Below are 20,861 nucleotides of genomic sequence, written 5' to 3' on the forward strand. Positions count from 1 at the left end.
TTAAACGAATTCTGCTACATTAGTGCCTTTTTTTAGTTCGATGACCGTTATTTCCGGCATGATTCCTACTCTTCCGGGAAAGGCATGAAAACCAAATCCCCTATTGACATAAACGTATCTTCCCATGTTTTCATATAAGCCGGCCCATTGTTTGTATACGTATTGCGCCAAACTCCATTTGAAATAACCGGGAATTTCGATTCCAAATTGCATTCCGTGTGTGTGTCCGGAAAGCGTAAGGTGGTAGTGTTTATCATCGTGCTGCACCACGTGCTCCCAATGGGAAGGGTCATGGCTCATCAAAATCTTGAAATCTTCTTTCTTTAACTGCCCCGAAGCCTTATTCAAATCTCCGGCCTGCTTGAAATTATGTCCCCAGTTTTCGACACCTACTAATGCTATTTTGGCATCTCCTTTCTCGATAAACGTATGCTCATTCAGCAATAAATCAAACCCAATTTCTCCGTATAAATTTTTTATTGCCTTAAAATTATCTGCTTTTGCGGCTTCACTTGGCCAGGTTACATATTCTCCGTAATCATGATTCCCCAAAACGGAATATTTGCCATATTCATGTTTCTTAATTCGGTTGAATGTTTCTATCCAAGGATGCATCTCTTTGGCGTGCGTATTGACAATATCTCCAGTAAACAGAATCATATCTGAATTTTGCTCATTTACCAAGTCAATCGCATAATTAATTTTTTCCGGGTCATCAAAGCTTCCACTATGAACATCGGATATTTGAGTAATTTTAAAACCATCAAAAGCATCCGGTAAATCCGGAAAAAAAATACGCTGCCTGATCACTTTGTAATTGTATTTCCCAATCGTGACTCCATATATCAAGGATAAAAACGGAACCGCCGCTAACCCTAATCCTATTTGACTGATAAACTTTCTTCTGGAATTAAGGAAATCAGTACTCTTGTCATAATCCACGAAAAAATTTAAGGCTCCAGCACCTACTCTAAAAATGTCTTCCCCTATTAAAATTAAGGCTAAAATTAATTTTGGAACATAAACAATAAGCAACAATCCCATACTAAACATGAATTGCTGGGTTTGTCCTACGCTACGGTCAAATTGCATTAAAGAATACACGATATATATTAAAACTAATAGGCTTATACCCTGAATTGAAAACAATATTAGTTTTGATTTTATCAAAGTTTTTAAGATCTGAAAAGTATACAGCTCAATAATAAGTAGAATTGAACACAAGAATACGACACGGAAAATCATTTTTAATCAAATTTTACACAAAATAACAAATTAAGAAAATAGTATGCGTTTTTATTAATCTAAATTTAACTAAAATTACATTAAATCAACTTGAAACAGCTTAGCTGAAATAGAAAAACTTAATTTTAAATAAAAAGCAAAACCGTTATCGTACAAATTATTCGTGCTTTATTTAATAAACAAGTTTAACAAATATAAAATCGCTGCACCTAAGCCCCTGTTTCTCCTATTTTATTTTAAAAAACATAGTGAAATTGATTTGAAGAAATATTTCATGCCTTTATCTGACAAGTTTTGTACTTTTGAAAACTTTACAAAAATTACAATTCATGTCACAACAAAAACGCCTGTTTCTTCTTGATGCCTATGCCTTAATCTTCAGAGGCTATTATGCTTTTATAAAAAATCCACGGATCAATTCTAAAGGAATGGATACATCCGCCATTATGGGTTTTATGAATTCATTGATGGATGTTATAAAAAGAGAAAAACCAGATCATTTAGCCGTTGCTTTTGACAATGGTGGCAGCCAGTTGAGAAATGACATCTTCCCGGAATACAAAGCCCATCGTGATGCTACTCCGGAAGCCATAAAAATTGCTATTCCTTATATCCAAGATTTACTGAAAGCCATGCATATTCCTATAATAGAAGTCAAAGGCTATGAGGCTGATGACCTAATTGGGACCATTGCCAAACAAGCCGAAAAACAAAATTATAAAGTTTTTATGGTCACCCCGGATAAGGATTTTGCACAACTTGTTTCTGAAAACATATTTATGTACAAACCTGCCCGAATGGGGAATGGAATAGAGATCTGGGGAATTCCTGAGGTTTTGGCAAAATTTGAAATTGAACGCCCGGATCAGGTAATCGATTTCCTTGGAATGATGGGTGATGCAGCGGATAATATTCCAGGACTTCCCGGAGTAGGCGAAGTCACTGCAAAGAAGTTTCTAAAAGAATTTGGAACCATGGAAAATCTTTTAGCTAATACGGATAAGCTGAAAGGAAAAATGAAAGAGAACATTGAGGCGAACAAGGAAAAAGGATTATTATCTAAAACCTTAGCCACAATTTTACTGGATTGTCCCGTTATTTTTGATGAAACGGACTATGAATTATCCACTCCTGATGTCGAAAAAACAGACGCACTGTTCAACGAGTTAGAATTCCGCCGAATGGCAGAGCAGTTTGACGCTATATTCAAAAAAGGAGCGACTGCGACCACCAATAACCCGGTTGATGAAACTAAATTATATAAAAAAACACAACCTAAAACTGAAGAACAGTTTGATCTTTTTGGAAGTGCCATTCAGGAAGATTCATCAGAAGAAACACGCCATCAATATTATAGTTCACTAGCAAACACAGAACATTCGTATCAGATAATCCAAGGGGATTTAGGGCTGAAGTTGCTGTTGCAAAATTTACAAAAACAAGCTTCAGTATGTTTTGACACCGAAACAACTGGTCTAGATGCTTTGCATGCCGAATTAGTGGGGATTTCGTTTTCTTTCGAAAAAGGAAAAGGATTCTATGTTCCTTTTCCGGAAAATCAAGAGGAAGCACAAGTTTTAATCGAGAAATTCATTCCTTTTTTCGAAAATGAAAACATCGAGAAAATTGGTCAGAATTTAAAATACGATTTAAAGATACTCTCTAATTACAAGGTTACCGTAAAAGGAAAACTATTCGATACCATGATTGCACATTATCTAATCAATCCGGATATGCGTCATAATATGGATATTTTGGCAGAAACATATTTAAAATATTCCCCGCAATCTATTGAAACTTTAATTGGGAAAAAAGGAAAAAACCAGAAATCAATGCGCGACGTTGAACTGGAAGAAATCAAAGAATATGCGGTTGAAGACGCTGATGTAACTTTGCAACTCAAGGAAATATTCACTTTAGAATTAGACAAAACCGGCACCAAAAAACTTTTTGAGGAAATCGAAATTCCATTGGTACCTGTTTTGGCCGCTATGGAAAAAGAAGGAATCCGCGTAGATGTCGATTTCTTGAAATCCCTGTCGAAAACCTTGGATGATGATATAAAGATATTGGAAGCAAATATTTATGAAACTGCCGGTGAAAAATTCAATCTCGCTTCCCCAAAACAACTGGGCGATGTATTATTTGACAAATTGAAAATTGGAGGAGCCAAACAAAAGAAAACCAAAACCGGTCAATACGCAACCGGAGAGGAAATCTTAAGCTATTTAGCCGCTGAAAACCCAATTGTAAAAGACATTCTGGATTGGCGACAATTGATAAAGCTACAAAACACGTATGTTGATGCTTTACCCAACCAAGTTGACAAAATCACGAACCGCATACACACCGATTATATGCAAACCGTTGCGGCAACAGGACGATTGAGTTCGAATAATCCCAACTTACAAAACATCCCGATTCGAACCGAACGTGGCCGACAAATCCGGAAAGCATTTGTGGCACGAGATGAAAATTACACATTGGTTTCTGCAGATTATTCCCAAATAGAATTGCGGGTAATTGCTGCATTAAGCGGTGAAGAAAACATGATCAAAGCCTTTCAGAATCACGAAGACATTCACAAATCTACTGCTTCAAAAGTCTTTAATGTTCCGCTGGAAGAAGTGACTCGCGAGCAACGAAGTCATGCCAAAACGGTCAATTTCGGAATTATATATGGTGTTTCGGCTTTTGGATTGAGCAATCAAACTAACTTATCTCGTAAAGAGAGCGCTGATTTGATTGAAGCGTATTACCAAACCTATCCAAGATTAAAGTCCTATATACAGAATCAAATAGATTTTGCAAGAGAGAATGGCTATGTACAAACAATACTGGGTCGTCGTCGTTATTTGAAAGATATTAATTCTCAAAACGCCATTGTTCGAGGTGGCGCAGAACGAAATGCGGTAAACGCACCAATTCAAGGCAGTGCTGCTGATATCATCAAAATTGCAATGATTAATATTCACGGAAAACTAACCTCTGAAAATTGGAAAAGTAAAATGTTGCTACAGGTTCATGATGAGCTTGTGTTTGATGTGCATAATGATGAACTCGAAAAAATCAAACCGATGATAAAATATGAAATGGAAAATGCTTTCAAGTTAAATGTTCCACTAGAAGTAGATCTTGGCACTGGCAAAGACTGGCTGGAAGCGCATTAATAACTGCTTGAAATATCCCAGAAAGATTGCATCTAATAGTACAATTAGTGCTTTATTGCGGCAGTATTTCACTATTTCATTCCTGATAAAACGAACAAAAACAACTTATGAAAATAGCAAGATGACTAGATTTTTTTTGTTTTAAAAAGAAAAGGGGGAACAGTAGAAATCGAGAGCCATCTCTAAAAAGCGAATTTATTTTTTTTTAATTCGCTTATTAACAAGCCAGTTACCTTTTTTATAATTGCCATCTATTGATTCTCAATTATATAAATACTATCTTTGCGCAAATTAAGGAATATTATGAATAATAAGCAAGGCAACAATAAAGGAAGTGGTGCTAGAACAAATAGTTCAAGACCAAGTTCTAACAAGCCAAAACCTGCGATGCAAAAACGGGCACAAGGGCCAAAAAAAGTTAAAATAAATACTAAAGTTGTAGCTGTCGATACGGATAAAGTAGAAAAAAAACCAAATCAAGCTCCTAAAAGACCAAAGGTAAAAGACGAAATCCGTTTGAATAAATACATCGCCAATTCTGGGGCATGCTCGCGTCGTGATGCGGATATTTACATTCAATCCGGAACTGTAAAAGTAAATGGAATTCCCGTTATCGAAATGGGATATATGGTAAAACCGGGAGACGTAGTAAATTTTGACGGCGCCACTTTGACACCGGAGAAAAAAGTATACATCTTATTGAACAAACCAAAAAACTTTACTACTGCGATGGACGAAGGTCAGGAATATCGTAATGTACTGGAACTGGTAAAAGGCTCTACAACAGCAAAAATTGGCGCTATTGGGAGAATGGACAAGAATACAACTGGTTTACTATTGTTTACGAATGATACGGATATGATTCGTAAATTTACGTTACCAAGTCAAAAATCATCTAAAATTTACCAAGTTTCATTAGATAAAAACTTGAAATTTGAGGATTTAGAAAAAATAAACAAAGGACTGACTCTTGACGGACACCGTGTTTTTGTGGAAGATGTAAGCTACATTGACGGAGAAGCGAAAAGTGAAATTGGATTACAGTTGAGATCCGCTAACGTGAAAGTGGTTCGTAATATTTTTGAACATTTCAGTTATGATGTGTTGCGTATTGACAGAGTTGCTTTTGCTGGTTTGACTAAAAAGAATTTACCAAGAGGAAACTGGAGATTGCTTACTGAACAAGAAATCATCAATTTGAAGAACGTTTAATATTTCTTTGAAATTATAAAATTAAATCCCTTTTGCGTAGCAAAACGGGATTTTTTTAATTAAAAATGCAAATTAAAATTAGTATGATGCCAGAAAAATTACAATCTATAGCTTTTAAATGGTTTGAAACTTTCAACAATAAAGAATTAGAAAAACTATTGTCTTTGTATGATGACGATGCTGTGCATTTTAGTCCAAAACTAAAAATATTCAAACCCGAAAGCAACGGTTTTGTCACCGGCAAAGAAGCCTTGCGAGAATGGTGGAAAGATACTTTTGAACGTTTGCCGAGTTTGAATTACAATGTAAAATCGCTTACCGCAAATGGTGACCGCGTTTTTATGGAATACATACGAACGGTAGCCGGTGAAGAAGATTTACTGGTAGCAGAAGTATTAGATATCAGAGAAGGTAAAATAATTGCTTCCAGAGTGTATCACGGATAAGCCTTTTTTGAAGGACAATAAAAAACCCTACAACACATTATTTGTATTGTAGGGTTTTTGCTTTAGAACAAAATTATTTTATCCTTTTATCTTTTTAAATACTTCTTCTTTTTTGTCCAAACCACGTTTTCTCAACAGCGGTTCAATACTTGGCTCCGCACCGCGGAAACGTTTGTACAAAACCATCGGATCTTCTGTCCCTCCTTTTTCCAAAACATTCTCACGGAATAATTTGGCTTTTTCAGGATTGAACAAAGTAGTTGTTTTGAACGCTTCAAAAGCATCCGTATCTAAAACTCCTGACCATATATAACTGTAATATCCGGAAGAATATCCTCCAGAAAATATATGACTGAAATACGTACTTCGGTATCTTGGAATAATAGATGGAATCAAACCAATTTTTGTCATTGCTGCTTTTTCGAAAGCGTTTGCATCAACGGTAATGTCTTTGGTTTGAGAATGGTATTCTAAATCCAATAAAGAAGCTGCTAGATATTCTGTTGTAGTAAAACCTTGGTCAAAAGTCCCTGCTTTTTTTAATTTATTCACCAATGTTTCTGGAATCACTTCCCCAGTTTTATAATGCTTTGCATACATTTTTAAGACCTCTGGTTCAGCTGCCCAATTCTCCATAATTTGAGAAGGAAGTTCTACAAAATCTCTTGGAACACTTGTTCCTGCTAAACTTTTATAGGTAACATTAGACAGCATTCCGTGTAAAGAATGTCCAAACTCGTGAAAGAAAGTCGTAACCTCATCAAATGTCAAAAGTGCTGGGGCATTCGCTGATGGTTTAGTAAAATTACAAACAATAGAAACTACTGGAGCCACGCGTTTTCCGTCAACCGTTTTTTGAGTTCTGTACGAGGTCATCCATGCACCGCCTCGTTTGGATTCACGCGGATGAAAGTCCATGTATAAAACACCCAAATGGGTTCCGTCTTTCTCAGTCACTTCCCAAACGGTAACATCTTCATGGTATTTTGGAACATCCGTCAATACTTTAAACTGAAGCCCGTAAAGCTTTTCGGTTACTTGAAAAACGCCTTTTCTAACATTTTCTAAACTGAAATACGGCTTTAATTCTTCTTCGTCTAAATCAAAACGTTCTTTTCTAATTTTCTCCGTGTAATACCTCCAGTCATACGGCTGTACGGCACCTTTAATTCCTTCTTTAGCCATCATTTTCTGAATATCGGCAGCTTCCGTTTTAGCAATTTCCAAAGCTGGTTTCCACAAATCATTCAATAGCTTATTCACATTTTCGGGAGTTTTAGCCATTGATTCTTCCAAGACATAATTAGAATGTGATTTATACCCTAATAATCGTGCTTTTTGCCCACGAAGATTTGCTAATGCTATTGCATTCTTTTTATTGTCAAATTCATTATCTTGATTACCTCTAGTCTGGTAGGCATTCCAAATTTGCTTGCGCAATTCTCGATTAGAACTGTATTGCAGAAATGGCATCACACTGGAATTAGAAAGGGTAAAAACCCATTTTCCTTCTTTGCCTTTTGCTTTGGCATCAACAGCAGCAGCATCAATTAATCCTTGTGGCAATCCGGACAAATCTTTTTTGGCATCAACAACCAACTCGTATGAATTAGTCTCCGCCAAAATATTCTGTCCATACTTTAAACTGGTCAGCGAAAGATCTCCGTTTATTTTACGCAATATTTCCTTGTCAGCATTTGATAAATTGGCTCCACTACGAACGAAATTTTTGTACGCATTATCCAAAATTTTAGCCTGTTCTAAATTCAGTCCCAAAGTTTCTTTTTTGTCCCAAAGCGTTTTTACTTTTGCGAATAATTTCTCGTTCAGGTAAATATTATCTCTGTGCGCGGAAAGATTTGGTGCCATTTCTTTGGCAATATTCTGAATCTCTTTATTGGTATTCGCCGAATTCAGATTAGAAAAAACCGTATTCACATTCGATAATAATTCCCCTGCATTTTCCATGGCAAGAATAGTATTCTCAAAAGTAGCGGGTTGCGTATTATTTGCAACAGCATTAACCTCCGCTTGATGGGTACTAATTCCCTCTAAAATCGCGGGCTTAAAATGTTCGTTTTTAATTTTATCGAAAGGCGGCACATTAAACGGCGTGTCGTAAGCCTGAAAAAATGGATTCATACTAGTGTTTTCTTGTTTTTCTTGTGCTTCAATTGTTAGCATATTTCCGATAACTAACAAAATAAAAAAGGATTTTTTTCTCATTTAGGTGTGATTAATTAAAAAAGTAAATTTAGCAGAAATCTACTAAAAACAAACTGTACGATGGCGCGTTAACTAAATTTTATGACAAATAAAGATGTTTTTACAAACGAAAAACTATTCTTACATTTGAATTTGAAAAAAAAACAATAAATTAGCTCAATCTATTACCAAATATAATTATGAAAAAAATAACCACTCTTTTACTTTCCGTAACCACTTCATTATTGCTACTTAATTGTAAATCGGAAGAAAAAAAACAAGACTTTAGCAGTCTGACAGAAAATTATTTTGACGACAAAAATGCTATGAATCCTCTGGATGCGACCCAAAGTGGTCAAAACCAATACAACGACCAACTGCAGTTTGAAATGACGGACAGTTTTAGAAAATCACAAGAAGCTTTCTTTGACAAATACCAAACTGCCTTAAAAGGATTTGCTATTGAAGACTTATCCGAAGAGGAAAAAAACAGTTACGAAATCATCAAATGGGAAGTTGAAATCGGGAAAGATTTATTAAAACAACCGACAAATTTGCTGCCGGTACATCAATTTTGGGGAACACATCTAACCATGGGACAATTTGCGGGAGGAACCGGTGCACAACCATTTAAGACAGAACAAGATTACACCAATTTCCTAAAAAGAATGGACAAATATGCTGCCTGGATCGATTCAGCAATGGTGTATATGAAAAAAGGAATGGCAAAAGGGGTTGTTTTACCAAAATCATTAACGGTAAAACTGATTCCACAATTTGCAGAAATGGCTACACCTAAAATCGAAGACAATTTGTTTTATTCTTCTATAATACTCCTGCCTACTACTTTTCCTGACAGAATCAAAAACGAGTTAACCGCAAAATATACCGCAACCATCAACAACAAATTGATTCCGCAATACAAGAAAATGGCCGATTTCCTGAATAAAGAATATCTTCCTGCTTCCAGAGCTACCAGCGGAATAGGAAGTTTGCCTTTTGGAAAAGAGTTATATGCCACGTATGTAAAACAATGGACCACTACTGATATGACTCCCGAACAAATTCACGAACTGGGATTAAAAGAAGTCGCACGATTGAACTCCGAAATGGAAAAGGTAAAAACGCAAGTAGGTTTCAAGGGCACTTTATTAGAATTCTTTGAGGTGGTTAGAAACAAAAAAGAATTAAAACCATTTACAAAACCAGAAGAGGTTATAGCCAATTTTCAAAGCATTTATACCCGAATCAAACCGAATGTAGATAAATTATTCGCACTCCAACCCAAGACGAAGTTTGAAATCAGAAGAACAGAAGCCTTTAGAGAAAAAACGGCTAGCGCCGAGTACAATCAAGGAACTGCTGATGGTTCGCGCCCAGGCATTTTCTATGTTCCGATACCTGATGTAGCGAATTATAATATGTACGGCGATGAAGATTTGTTTTTGCATGAAGCCGTTCCTGGGCACCATTTCCAAATATCCTTGCAGCAGGAAAACGAAAATCTTCCTGACTTCAGAAAATTCAATTGGTTTGGCGCTTATGGTGAGGGTTGGGCTTTGTACACGGAAAGCTTAGGAAAAGAACTGGGATTGTATCAAGATCCGTATCAATACTTTGGAATGCTGGGCAATGAAATGCACCGCGCAGTGCGACTAGTAGTTGACACTGGACTGCACTCCAAAGGCTGGACTAGAGCGCAAGCCATCCAATATTCATTAGCAAATGAGGCCGAAAGTGAAGCTAGTATTATTCCAGAAATAGAGCGGTATATGGCCATCCCTGGACAGGCTTTATCCTATAAAATTGGTCAGTTGAAGATTCTAGAATTACGTAAAAAAGCCGAAACAAAAATGGGTGCTAAATTTGATATTAAAAAATTCCATGAAAAAGTATTGGAATCCGGTGTAATGCCTTTAGCGATATTAGAAAATAAAATTAATGCTTGGATACCTAAATCTAACTAAAATGAAAAAAATAACCGTTAACGTCTTATTCCTGTTCTGCATTGTTTTAAATAGCTATTCTCAAGGACATCTTGATAAAATTGACCCATACTCAACTGGTGTATTATATCGAAGCACTGATTTAAACAATCCTGTTTTAGCAAAAACAGAAGGCACGCAGTACCTCAATAAAGACTTTCAATTAGCGGAAGTTTCTGATGTTCCAAAAAAATTAATGGTGCGATACAATGCCGTCACAGACACTCTAGAGATTCAAAGTGAGGGTGACCAATTCTTTTCGCTCACAAAAAAAGCTCCATATAATACCATCACTATGGTTTCTAACCAAAATAAATTAAAACTTTTAAATTACACAAATAAAGAAGGCGACGTTTATGGGTACCTATCTGAATTACATGGTACAAGCTATTTCGCCTTGTACCGAAGAGATAAAATTATACTCCAAAAAGCAACAGAGGCCAGAACAAGCTATCAGCAAGCTAAACCCGCAAAATTTGTTAAAACAAATGCAGAGTATTATCTAAGTTTAGAAAATAAAACAGCAAGACCAATGCCAAAGAACAAGAAAGAGCTTCAAGACTTGTTCCCAATGAAAAAAGAGGAAATTGCAGTTTACTTAAAAAAGAATACCTTTTCTTTGAAAGAGGAAAAGAGTATTATTGAAATTGCAAAATTTCTTTCTGCTTTATAGAAACTTCACTAAAAAACATAGAAATCCGGAGATATACCTGATGACTCGGATATGTGAGCGCAACGATAGTGGACTTGCTAACTTTCCTCTCTAACCCCGAGGTAAAGCCTCGAGGAATTCAACTGATTGAAGAATTTGATTATGGGCACGAGCGGGGAATTTTCTTTGTTATTTAATCTTTTTAAAATCGTAAATTTTATTTTTGTCTGTTATATAATAAATCAGTTTAGATACAGTATCGTTTTCAGTCATACGATAAGCATTTATTTTGAAATAGCTTTTATCTTTAATTTTATCATAGCTTGTTCCTAATGTATCAATTTGTTTGTTTATCCCTTTGTACATAGCACTTTCTGTTAAATCTGAGTCTATCAAGCCTGATGCTTTTTTATACATTTCATCATAAGAGTTTTTATAAGCATCTTTTCCTAAAACTTTTGAATTAGTAAATTTAAAAAGATCTAATTCAGTTTTAGTAATGTTTTGATTTTTTAATAAATCATTTTTAACTAAATCTATTTGCTCGTCATTTTTAGAGCAAGAAAAAAATGCTATTGTTAATGAGATAAATATTATTTTCTTCATAATTTTTTTGATTTAAGTTTTATCTATTGGGTTTATTTAATTTTCGTTTAGTTCGGAAAAACTGACCACCAACTCGAATAAAGATCAAACCCTATAAGACTTATCTTCCCTAAATTAGGTCGCTTTGTCTAATAAAAGTCAGTGTTCATTTATTTTCAAATATATAACTTAATACCGAAAATACTGATAAAAACGCATTAAGCTTTATATCTTCTTCAAAAGTAAATCCTTTTACTTTAGGGATTTTACGGGAAACCACATTCTCGTACTTTTTTTCACAAAATCCCTAGCTCGCTTTTGGAGGTACTACAATTCCATCATCTGGCATGCACTAGGCACAACGCAAATTGCATTTCTCAATTAGAGAAATACGTAAATAGTGGTGTTTACATCCAAAATCATTCGATAAAACAGCCTTATTTGATATCATGATTATTGCCTTTCAAAATATGAAAAACATGCAGCACATGAGGAAATATCGCATCCATAGATTCCTTTGCGCCATTGGTTGAACCTGGCAAAGCCAATACCAACGAATTCCCTAAAGTTCCCGCGACTGTTCTGGAAAGCATGGAATACGGCATGCGTTGTTGTCCATAATTGCGAATGGCCTCCTCGATTCCCGGAATTCGGGTTTCTAATAAAGGCTCCAGTGCTTGCGGGGTGACATCTCTTGGCGAAAGCCCGGTTCCTCCTGTAAAAATGATTAATTGATTTTCTTTGGCAAAAGCTTTAGTCCGCTCCTGAATCACATCAATTTCATCCGGTATGATTTCGTAATGCGTCGTTTCTACACCGCTAATTTCCAATTTTTCAACGATTATTTTTCCGGAACGATCTTGTTTATCTCCCGCAAAAATAGAATCGGAACAAACGAAAACCGCCGCTTTAATTGCGGATGGAAATCTATTTTTGAAAGACGATTTTCCGCCTTCCTTACTGATTAATTTAATGGTTGAAATCTCGATATTTTTGTCAATTGGTTTCAGCATGTCATACATCGTAAGCGCCACAATCGAAGCACCGTGCATCGCCTCTACCTCAACTCCGGTTTTGTAAACCGTTTTCACGTTGAAAATAATATCAATGCGTAATTCGTTAATTTCATATTCCACCGATGTAAATTCAATTGGAATAGGATGGCAATCCGGAATGGATAAATGCGTGTTTTTCACGGCAAATAAACCAGCCGTTTTAGCCATTTCCAGTACGTTTCCTTTGGGAACCAGATTATTTATAACGGCGTCAATTGTGGCTTGAAGACTCACAATTACTGTGGCCTTTGCGGTTGCTGTACGAAGCGTACTTATTTTATGTGTGATATCAACCATTTTTTTTTAAATGTTTAAAGTTTCAGGTTAAATCTGATAACGACTAATTATAGAAACTACGAACTACTTTTTAATTATTTTTGTACTTTAAAATGTTTAAGACAATCATTAAAGACAATCGCTATCGACAACGGACTTTATGACTTTCGCCTTTAAGACCTTCGACTCGGTTACTTTATGATATTTATACTACAACCTATTTTTATTCCCCGTAAAAGTACTGTTTTCAACTATTTCTTTATCAGAAACAGGTATATCTTCTACTTTCTTCTCTTGAAAATAAGCCGTTAGTTTTGAAGCATTTCGCACTACTTCTCCAATGACAATAATTGCAGGTGACGAAAGTTGGTGTTCTTGAACCAATTTCACAATAGAATTGATGGTTCCCACCACTTTTTTCTCCGTGTCTTTTGTTCCGTTCTGAATGATGGCAACCGGTAAATCATCGGTTCTGTTGTTTTGATAAATCGAAATAATTTCGTCTAATTTATTCATTCCCATCAAAATAACCACCGTTGCCGCGGATTGCGATGCCAAAGCCACATCTTTAGATAATTTATGATTCGAAGTAGTTCCGGTGATTACCCAAAAACTTTCGGCAATTTTTCGCTGTGTCAAACTGATTCCGTTAGACGCCGGGACACCTAAAGCCGATGAAATTCCGGGAACAATTGCGGTTTCCAAATCAAATTTTTCAGCATATTCAATCTCTTCGCTTCCTCTTCCAAAAACAAATGGATCGCCACCTTTCAACCGGACGACATGACCAAAACGTTTTGCCATCGATACAATCAACTCATTAATTTGATCTTGACTGTAGGCGTGACAACCAACACGTTTCCCCACAAAAATAATTTCGGCATTCGACGCATATTGCAACAATTCCTCATTTACAAGGGCGTCATACAAAACAACAGCGGCACTTTCTAATGCTTTGATCGCTTTCAAAGTAATTAACTCTACATCTCCGGGACCTGCCCCTACGATTGTCAATTTTGGTGTATTGGAATTTTTCATTTTAACTGGGATAAATTGGTATTCAATTCGTTCAACTCGGCAACAGCATTTATATTTTTAAACACCTGTCTTTTTTCATTCGGAATCGGAATCAATTGGCGTTGTACAGTTGCAATAAAGCGCATCATTTTTAACTCATTTTCATCAATTGCCTTTTATAAAACTGGCAGTATTCGTTTCGAATAGATTCCTATCAAAGGATGCATCCGATTTGCCTCTTCAAAAGCAGTTTTTTATTTATGATAAATAAATTAGATTTATACAAAAAGACAAAAATTATATTAAAATCCTAGTCGTTTTATCGTTTTAGTTAAAAAATAAAAATAATTCAAGATACAGTCAATATGTGATTATTAAGCAAAAAACCTATTGTATCGTCGTTTATTAAGATAATTAACTGAATATAAAACAGAATAATATAAAAATATATGTTATTTTTTACATAATTCGTTTTTTGGATAATTGCAAATTTACTATAGTTATGCAAAATTTATATACACACGAACCTTTTCTTCTTTAAAAAAAATAGTTACACAGAGCTTAAGCTCTGTAAGCAATACAAAAAAAAGAAAGATACTAATAAATTTTATTTGAGAAATATTTATAAAACAACCACTGCATTTCCCTTATTACTCTTTTTTAATACAACAAAAGCATTCCTAATTTAAGAAATCGTATTGATTTTAAAACAAGGCAAGAATCGTGTTGTTCCCGCTGAACCAATAGCGGTTAAATTCCTTAAAAAAAATATAATTACAAATAAAAATAATTTAAAACATTGATTTTTAGAATTTTAATTGAATACGCTTCGTCAAAAACCAATCCATTTTTGTTCTTGTCAGGCATGTATCAACCACAAACATACTTATCTATTCCGGTGCATTCAGGCTTTAATTTAAATAAAAACTATAGTATTTAACTTATATATATACCATATATTTTTATACTAAATATAAAATTGGACTTTAGCATTGTTGCAAGAATATTTTTTAACGCCTTAAATTCTAATTTATTATGAAAAAAACGTATTTGATAGTTTTCGTATTGCTCTTCTCTTTAAAAGGTTTTTCACAAGGTTCTCCAGATTATGGGGCTGGGATGAAATTCGATTTAAATGACGAAGGAACAAAATATCTAAGGGTGATTTCCTGGGCTCAAATTTGGTCCCAATACAATTCGGATCGCCCTTTAGATGCCAATGGAAACCAACAAGGCGATCTCGATTTTAGCGTTAGGAGATCCAGAGTATTATTGTTAGCACAAATTAATAAAGACTTTCTGATAGTCACTCATGTTGGATTGAATAGTTTAAATGCTAATTCAATGACGCCAACCGGACTTGGTGATGGCCCACAATTTTTTCTTCATGATGCATGGGCACAGTACAGTGTGGGCGCAAATAATGCCGTGGGAGCAGGGCTGCATTATTGGAACGGAATCTCCAGAATGAACAACCAAGGAACTTTGAACTTAATGACCTTAGACAATACGCGTCAAGGCTGGGCTACGCTGGGTTTATCGGATCAATTTGCCAGACATATTGGGGTTTATGCAAAAGGAACCGTTGGAAAGTTACAGTATCGCGTTTCTGTGAATGAAGCCTCAAATAATAATTTAGAACAATTAGTTGTGCCTACTAATGATGGAGCCGCCACCTATACCGGCAGAAGGTTATTGGGTTCAAAAGCTGCCGGAAAAACCTTTGCTGGTTATTTTGAATACAGCCTTTTTGATACCGAAAGTAATGTTTTGCCCTATAAAGTAGGATCCTATTTAGGAACACAAAAAATATTTAATATTGGAGCCGGTTTTTTTTCCCATCCTAATGGTGCAGTCGTAGCGGATGCTTCGGGAAATATAAGTGGTGAAAATGTAAACATTTTTGCTCTGGATGCTTTTTACGATGTCCCAGTTGGCACTAAAGGAGGTGCCATAACCGCTTATGGTATGTTTCAAAAAACAGATTATGGCGAAAATTTTAGATTAGGAACTACATACGAAACCGGCTCTCTAGTTCACGGTCATGTAGGGTATGTTATTCCGGGAGAATCTAAAACCCGTATCCAGCCGTATGTATCTTATGACAATCGTCAAATTGATGTTTTAGATGATTCTGCAAATCAATTTGGAATTGGCGCCAATGCTTATTTCAGCGGCCATAATTCAAAATTAACGTTAGAATTTCAATCTCTGAAATATGCTACGTTCAACACCATCAATACCATTACATTGCAAGCCATGATCTATTTATAAATTAATCTATTAAAAAAAACAGTATGACAACACCAGAAAACGCAAGCGCCTATTGGAAGGAAAATATACGATACCCCTTTATTTTACTAGCGATCTGGTTTATCTCTTCTTTTGGAGCAGGAATACTATTTGCAGAATAATTAAACACCATAAAACTGGGCGGATTTCCACTGGGATTTTGGTTTGCACAGCAAGGATCCGGCTTTTATAGCCACTGCTGAAGCAAAAGGATTCGGCTTTTATAGCCACTGCTGAAGCAAAAGGATTAAAGGGAAGTGAACTAAAAAATGACAATGACATTATGGTATTGACAAATCCGGAAATTGCCAATTTACCGGATTGGGTTATTGCTTTGGTAGCTGCGGGCGCTTTGGCATTTCTCCAGAAGGTTTTGGTACAATCGCTATGCTAGCCAATTTCATTGTTGCTTTTATTATCAATAGTTTTACACCGGAACCACCGCAGGAAGTTCAGGAAATTGTAGAAAACATCCGAATTCCTTCTGGTGTTGGTGAAGACTCCTCCTTTAGAACCAATTTCAATACCAATAAAAAGCGCTATTCTTCAGATTGAATAGCGCTTTTTATTTACTACCGAAGATATTTTTGTCTAAAAAAAGTCACTACAAAGAGGCAAACCCTATTTAATTTTCAACACCTATTTAATTTCTATTTTCTAAAAACCATTTTATATAAAACTGCATTTATCTACTTATAATTAAAGCATTCCCCAATAAAAACAGATAGTGTGCAAAATAAATCCATTTTTTTTACACAATTCATTTTTAAATTGTTGCTAAATTACTATATTTATGCAAAATTTATATATATGGAGATTTTAAGCTGTCCTAAATGCCAAAACAATCAGATTATAAAAAGCGGCATAATTAACAGTAAACAAAGGTATTTATGCAAAAAATGCAAGTATTTTTTCACGGTTAACAAAATAGGAAAAAAGATTGATGATTACTATGTTACCAAGGCTTTACAGCTGTATCTGGAAGGACTCAGTTTTCGAGAAATAGAGCGTATTCTTGGCGTTTCACATGTTACGATCAGCAATTGGGTAAAGTCCTTTAACATCAAAAAACCTTCGCACGCAAACTACCACCCTACTTATAAGATTTTTAGTCACTTAGAACTGGTAGAATACCTCAAAAACAAACAATTGTTATCCGGGGCAGGCATGATCATTACAGAACTAGGAGACAAATTTATGCTCATAAAATGGGAACGATTCAAGGACTAACTATATATCTTTACATAAAAATATATCAAAATTTTTTTCTAGAATTAAATAACTCAATTTGGCACTTTATTAACCAACCATTTAATAACCAAAATTTTATTTATGAAAAAAATATTTTTTATAGCGGTACTATTATTATTGTCGCTAAAAAGTTTTTCACAAGGCTCTACTGACTATGGCGCTGGATTGAAATTTAACCTGAACGAAGACGGTTCCAAATTCATGCGTGTAATTGCATGGAACCAGATCTGGATGCGTTCCTCTCAGATGAATCCAGGAACAATGATTGGTGGCGAAGCAACTTCAACTGCAACCGACATTGGTAATCGACGTTTGCGTTTTCTAGCTTATGCACAAGTATCCAAAAGATACATGATCTTAACCCATTTTGGAATCAACAACCAAACTTTTATTAACGGTGGTGCAGCAGGATCCTCAGGTACTGGTGGCTACGGTGCCGGAAAAAAACCAGGTTTATTCTTTCATGACGCATGGAATGAATATGCAGTTGTATTGCCAGAAAAAGATAAGAAATTTAGTTTCACCCTCGGTGCTGGATTGCACTACTACATGGGATTGTCTAGACTTACGATGGCTTCAACGCTAAACTTCTTAACCATAGACGCCCCTGTTTTTAACTGGCCTTTAATAGAGAACTCCGATCAGTTTGCCAGACAAGTAGGTTTATTCGCTAAAGGAAAATACGGTAAGTTAGAATACAGAATGAGTTATAATAAACCGTATGCTACGAATTTAACACCTACAAATACCTCGAATGCATCGAATGCCGTAGCTGTAGATAACAGTGGAAATACAAAATGGTCTAAAGCGGGTTATTTTGAGTATCAATTTTTAGATCAAGAAGCTAATGTATTGCCTTTTAAAGTAGGTAGCTATTTAGGAACTAAAAAAGTATTCAACATTGGCGCTGGTTTTTACACTGCGCCTGATGCCACAAAAACTTCTGTAAACAGCACTATCAACAAACATGACATCAAACTTTTCTCTGCCGATGTTTTTCTTGATATGCCTATTGGAAAAAAAGAAAACAAAATGGCAGTTACAGCTTACAGTGTACTATATGATTATGATTTTGGTCCTAATTATTTGCGTAATGTTGGGATTATGAATATTGGCTCAGTAGATCCAAATTTCACAGGGAGTAGAGCTATAGCGGGAGCTGGAAATGCACAGCCAACGATGGGATCTGGAAATATTTGGTACACACAAGCTGGTGTTTTATTGCCATGTAAAGAAGCGAAACCTAAAATTCGTATCCAGCCTTTTGGTGCTGTTACCTATAAAAACTTTGATGCTTTGGAACAATCAAGCACACAGTTTGATGTAGGATCTAACTTTTTCCTAGATGGACACCATGCCAAAATAACGGCACAATATTCAACTAGACCCGTATACACCTCTCTTACAAACCGCTCAGGATCATTAGGAGACTTCATAGTACAACTTCAAATTTATCTATAATCAATTTTAAAAATAACAATACATGAAAGAAAAATCAACAAAAGGAATTTGGAAAGTTATTTCCGCATCCTCAATGGGTACCATGATCGAATGGTATGACTTTTACATCTTTGGAAGTTTAGCAGTTGTAATTTCAACTAAATTTTTCCCTTCGGATAATCCAACAGCTGCTTTCTTATCTACTTTGGCAACATTTGCAGCAGGGTTTGTAGTTAGACCATTTGGAGCCCTTTTCTTTGGAAGATTAGGCGATTTAATTGGCCGAAAATACACCTTCATGGTCACCTTACTTTTGATGGGTGGAGCCACGTTCCTGATTGGTTGTATTCCGAGTTATGAAACCATTGGTTTTATGGCTCCTTTATTAGTATTAATTCTACGTTTGCTTCAAGGTCTTGCTTTGGGTGGTGAATATGGCGGAGCCGCAACATACGTAGCAGAGCATGCCCCTGTAGGACAAAGAGGCTACTGGACTTCGTGGATTCAAACTACTGCAACGGTGGGTTTATTCATCTCTTTGATGGTGATTTTAGCCACTAGAAATATCCTTACGCCAGAGCAATTTGACGAATGGGGATGGAGAGTTCCGTTCTGGGTATCTATCATCATGGTTGGCGTTTCCTATTTAATTAGAAAAAATATGGATGAATCTCCTGTTTTTGCTAAAGCAAAAGCGGAAGGAAAAACCAGTACCAATCCATTGAAAGAGAGTTTTGGAAATCGTTACAATTTGAAATTTGTCTTATTAGCTTTATTTGGAGCTACTATGGGTCAAGGGGTCGTTTGGTACACCGGTCAATTCTATGCCATGAATTTCATGAAAACAGTAATGGCTATTGATTCGTCACAAGTTGACACTTTACTGGGAATTGCATTAATGCTTGGTACTCCGTTTTTCATCCTTTTTGGTTGGTTAAGTGATAAAGTAGGCCGAAAATACATCATGATGGGCGGGATGTTGCTAGCCATCATATTATACCGACCTATTTATAAAAGTATGTACGAAACTACCTCGATAGCCAATAAAACGGAAATGGTAGAAAAAACAACGCTAATCGCGGAGTTGAAAGAGAACAAGAAGCAAACCATGGACTCTATTTACACCACCAATAAAGAGTATGCGGATGGAACTACTTTTCAAGAAATAAAAACCGTACATTTAGAAAACGGAACGGCAGTAATTGTAGATGGCAAAGCAAAAGTAGACACCAAAACAACTATTAAGATCTCCACTGCTGACGAATGGTCGTTAATATTTCTAGTCTTCGTTCAGGTCATATTTGTTACAATGGTATATGGTCCAATTGCGGCTTTCCTTGTAGAGATGTTCCCTGTAAAAATTAGATATACGTCTATGTCGTTACCATACCACGTAGGAAATGGAATTTTTGGAGGACTGCTTCCTGCCATTTCAACCTATTTTGTTATAAATGCAAAAGAAGGCGGGAATCCGGAATTTTACCTCGAAGGACTTTGGTATCCAATTGTTATTGCTGCTATCAGCTTTGTAATTGGAATGGTTTACATTAAAAATAAAGACAAAAACGCTCACATTTAAAAAACACAGCTATGAATCAAATAAAAAGAATTTTAGGATTAGTTTGGATTGCATTAGCAGCTGCTGCAGCCTATTTTTGCATCTTCACTTTCGGATTGCCCAAATTTATGTCCGGTAAACAAGAGGATTTAGTATTCGGGATTATCATCCTATTCATACTCACCCCACTAATTGTTTTAGGATTGGGAACCTTTGGGTACTTCTCCTTAATGGGAGATTACGATGAAAAAAACGATTAATTAAATGCATTCCTTAAAAACAATCTCTGCATTTTTTTGCAGAGATTGTTTATTTTTTTACAATGAAAAAAAGACATGAACAAAAGCTGGTTATACTCTCAGTGTTAATCTTATTAGCATTGAATATTCCGCTTTTGCTATTATTTGACAGTTCTAAACCTATTTTTGGTTTACCCCTAATTTACCTCTACATTTTTTCGGCATGGCTATTT

The 20,861-nt window shown here is 35.7% G+C and carries 16 protein-coding genes and 2 pseudogenes; 12 read left to right on the plus strand and 6 right to left on the minus strand.

Going from position 1 to position 20,861, the window contains the following annotated elements:
* A complete protein-coding gene (locus EKL95_RS02020; protein WP_126563421.1) occupies positions 1 to 1,245 on the minus strand; it encodes a metallophosphoesterase in 1,245 nt (414 codons plus the stop codon).
* A gap of 329 nt (positions 1,246 to 1,574) precedes the next feature.
* On the opposite strand from EKL95_RS02020, the gene polA reads away from it, so the two are divergent.
* The 3 genes from polA to EKL95_RS02035 all read left to right on the plus strand — a co-directional run bounded on the left by polA (position 1,575) and on the right by EKL95_RS02035 (position 6,073).
* Positions 1,575 to 4,415: a DNA polymerase I gene (polA, locus tag EKL95_RS02025; protein ID WP_126563422.1), complete on the plus strand. Its 2,841-nt coding sequence runs from the start codon at positions 1,575 to 1,577 to the stop codon at positions 4,413 to 4,415.
* A 303-nt stretch (positions 4,416 to 4,718) separates the two neighbouring features.
* A complete protein-coding gene (locus EKL95_RS02030; protein WP_126458390.1) occupies positions 4,719 to 5,627 on the plus strand; it encodes a pseudouridine synthase in 909 nt (302 codons plus the stop codon).
* Positions 5,628 to 5,692: 65 nt separating this feature from the next.
* Entirely contained in the window at positions 5,693 to 6,073 is a 381-nt protein-coding gene (locus tag EKL95_RS02035) for a nuclear transport factor 2 family protein (RefSeq protein ID WP_231507426.1), read from the plus strand.
* A gap of 78 nt (positions 6,074 to 6,151) precedes the next feature.
* Here the strand turns inward: EKL95_RS02035 and EKL95_RS02040 are convergent, their stop codons facing one another.
* Positions 6,152 to 8,299 carry a M3 family metallopeptidase gene (locus EKL95_RS02040; RefSeq protein WP_126563423.1) on the minus strand — a complete coding sequence of 716 codons (2,148 nt, stop codon included), beginning with the start codon at positions 8,297 to 8,299 and terminating at the stop codon, positions 6,152 to 6,154.
* A 179-nt stretch (positions 8,300 to 8,478) separates the two neighbouring features.
* Here EKL95_RS02040 and EKL95_RS02045 point away from each other — a divergent pair, with 179 nt between their 5' ends.
* Together EKL95_RS02045 and EKL95_RS02050 are read left to right on the plus strand one after the other, a co-directional pair.
* Positions 8,479 to 10,245, plus strand: coding sequence for a DUF885 domain-containing protein (locus EKL95_RS02045; protein ID WP_126458385.1), 1,767 nt, complete (start codon positions 8,479 to 8,481; stop codon positions 10,243 to 10,245).
* Between the two features lies 1 nt (position 10,246).
* Complete coding sequence (locus EKL95_RS02050) at positions 10,247 to 10,936, plus strand: hypothetical protein (protein WP_126563424.1); 690 nt, start codon at positions 10,247 to 10,249, stop codon at positions 10,934 to 10,936.
* Positions 10,937 to 11,104: 168 nt separating this feature from the next.
* Here EKL95_RS02050 and EKL95_RS02055 read toward each other — a convergent pair whose 3' ends face one another.
* The 4 genes from EKL95_RS02055 to EKL95_RS15280 form a co-directional block, all read right to left on the minus strand.
* Entirely contained in the window at positions 11,105 to 11,521 is a 417-nt protein-coding gene (locus tag EKL95_RS02055) for a hypothetical protein (RefSeq protein WP_126561233.1), read from the minus strand.
* Positions 11,522 to 11,937: 416 nt separating this feature from the next.
* Positions 11,938 to 12,852, minus strand: a complete 915-nt coding sequence (gene moaCB, locus EKL95_RS02060; RefSeq protein ID WP_126561234.1) for a bifunctional molybdenum cofactor biosynthesis protein MoaC/MoaB — start codon at positions 12,850 to 12,852, stop codon at positions 11,938 to 11,940.
* Between the two features lie 189 nt (positions 12,853 to 13,041).
* Entirely contained in the window at positions 13,042 to 13,869 is an 828-nt protein-coding gene (gene cobA, locus EKL95_RS02065; protein WP_126563425.1) for a uroporphyrinogen-III C-methyltransferase, read from the minus strand.
* Positions 13,866 to 13,997, minus strand: coding sequence for a hypothetical protein (locus tag EKL95_RS15280; RefSeq protein WP_255416219.1), 132 nt, complete (start codon positions 13,995 to 13,997; stop codon positions 13,866 to 13,868). Before EKL95_RS15280 ends, cobA begins: the two co-directional genes overlap by 4 nt.
* A gap of 886 nt (positions 13,998 to 14,883) precedes the next feature.
* On the opposite strand from EKL95_RS15280, the gene EKL95_RS02070 reads away from it, so the two are divergent.
* From EKL95_RS02070 to EKL95_RS02100, 7 genes and pseudogenes are all read left to right on the plus strand, one after another.
* Positions 14,884 to 16,122, plus strand: a complete 1,239-nt coding sequence (locus tag EKL95_RS02070; protein ID WP_126458375.1) for a hypothetical protein — start codon at positions 14,884 to 14,886, stop codon at positions 16,120 to 16,122.
* 23 nt (positions 16,123 to 16,145) lie between these two features.
* A pseudogene (locus EKL95_RS02075) lies at positions 16,146 to 16,322 on the plus strand (DUF4212 domain-containing protein); the annotation flags it as partial.
* Between the two features lie 169 nt (positions 16,323 to 16,491).
* A pseudogene (locus EKL95_RS15010) lies at positions 16,492 to 16,695 on the plus strand (hypothetical protein); the annotation flags it as partial.
* Between the two features lie 255 nt (positions 16,696 to 16,950).
* Positions 16,951 to 17,370, plus strand: coding sequence for a helix-turn-helix domain-containing protein (locus tag EKL95_RS02085; protein WP_126453860.1), 420 nt, complete (start codon positions 16,951 to 16,953; stop codon positions 17,368 to 17,370).
* A 102-nt stretch (positions 17,371 to 17,472) separates the two neighbouring features.
* The gene (locus EKL95_RS02090; RefSeq protein WP_126458373.1) at positions 17,473 to 18,852 is read left to right on the plus strand and encodes a porin; all 1,380 of its coding nucleotides are present in this window, start codon (positions 17,473 to 17,475) and stop codon (positions 18,850 to 18,852) included.
* 22 nt (positions 18,853 to 18,874) lie between these two features.
* Positions 18,875 to 20,410, plus strand: coding sequence for an MFS transporter (locus EKL95_RS02095; RefSeq protein WP_126458370.1), 1,536 nt, complete (start codon positions 18,875 to 18,877; stop codon positions 20,408 to 20,410).
* 11 nt (positions 20,411 to 20,421) lie between these two features.
* The gene (locus EKL95_RS02100) at positions 20,422 to 20,649 is read left to right on the plus strand and encodes a DUF6814 family protein (protein ID WP_126515119.1); all 228 of its coding nucleotides are present in this window, start codon (positions 20,422 to 20,424) and stop codon (positions 20,647 to 20,649) included.
* Positions 20,650 to 20,861 lie beyond the last annotated feature (212 nt).

The organism is Flavobacterium sp. LB2P53 (assembly GCF_003970305.1).
Lineage (GTDB): Bacteria > Bacteroidota > Bacteroidia > Flavobacteriales > Flavobacteriaceae > Flavobacterium.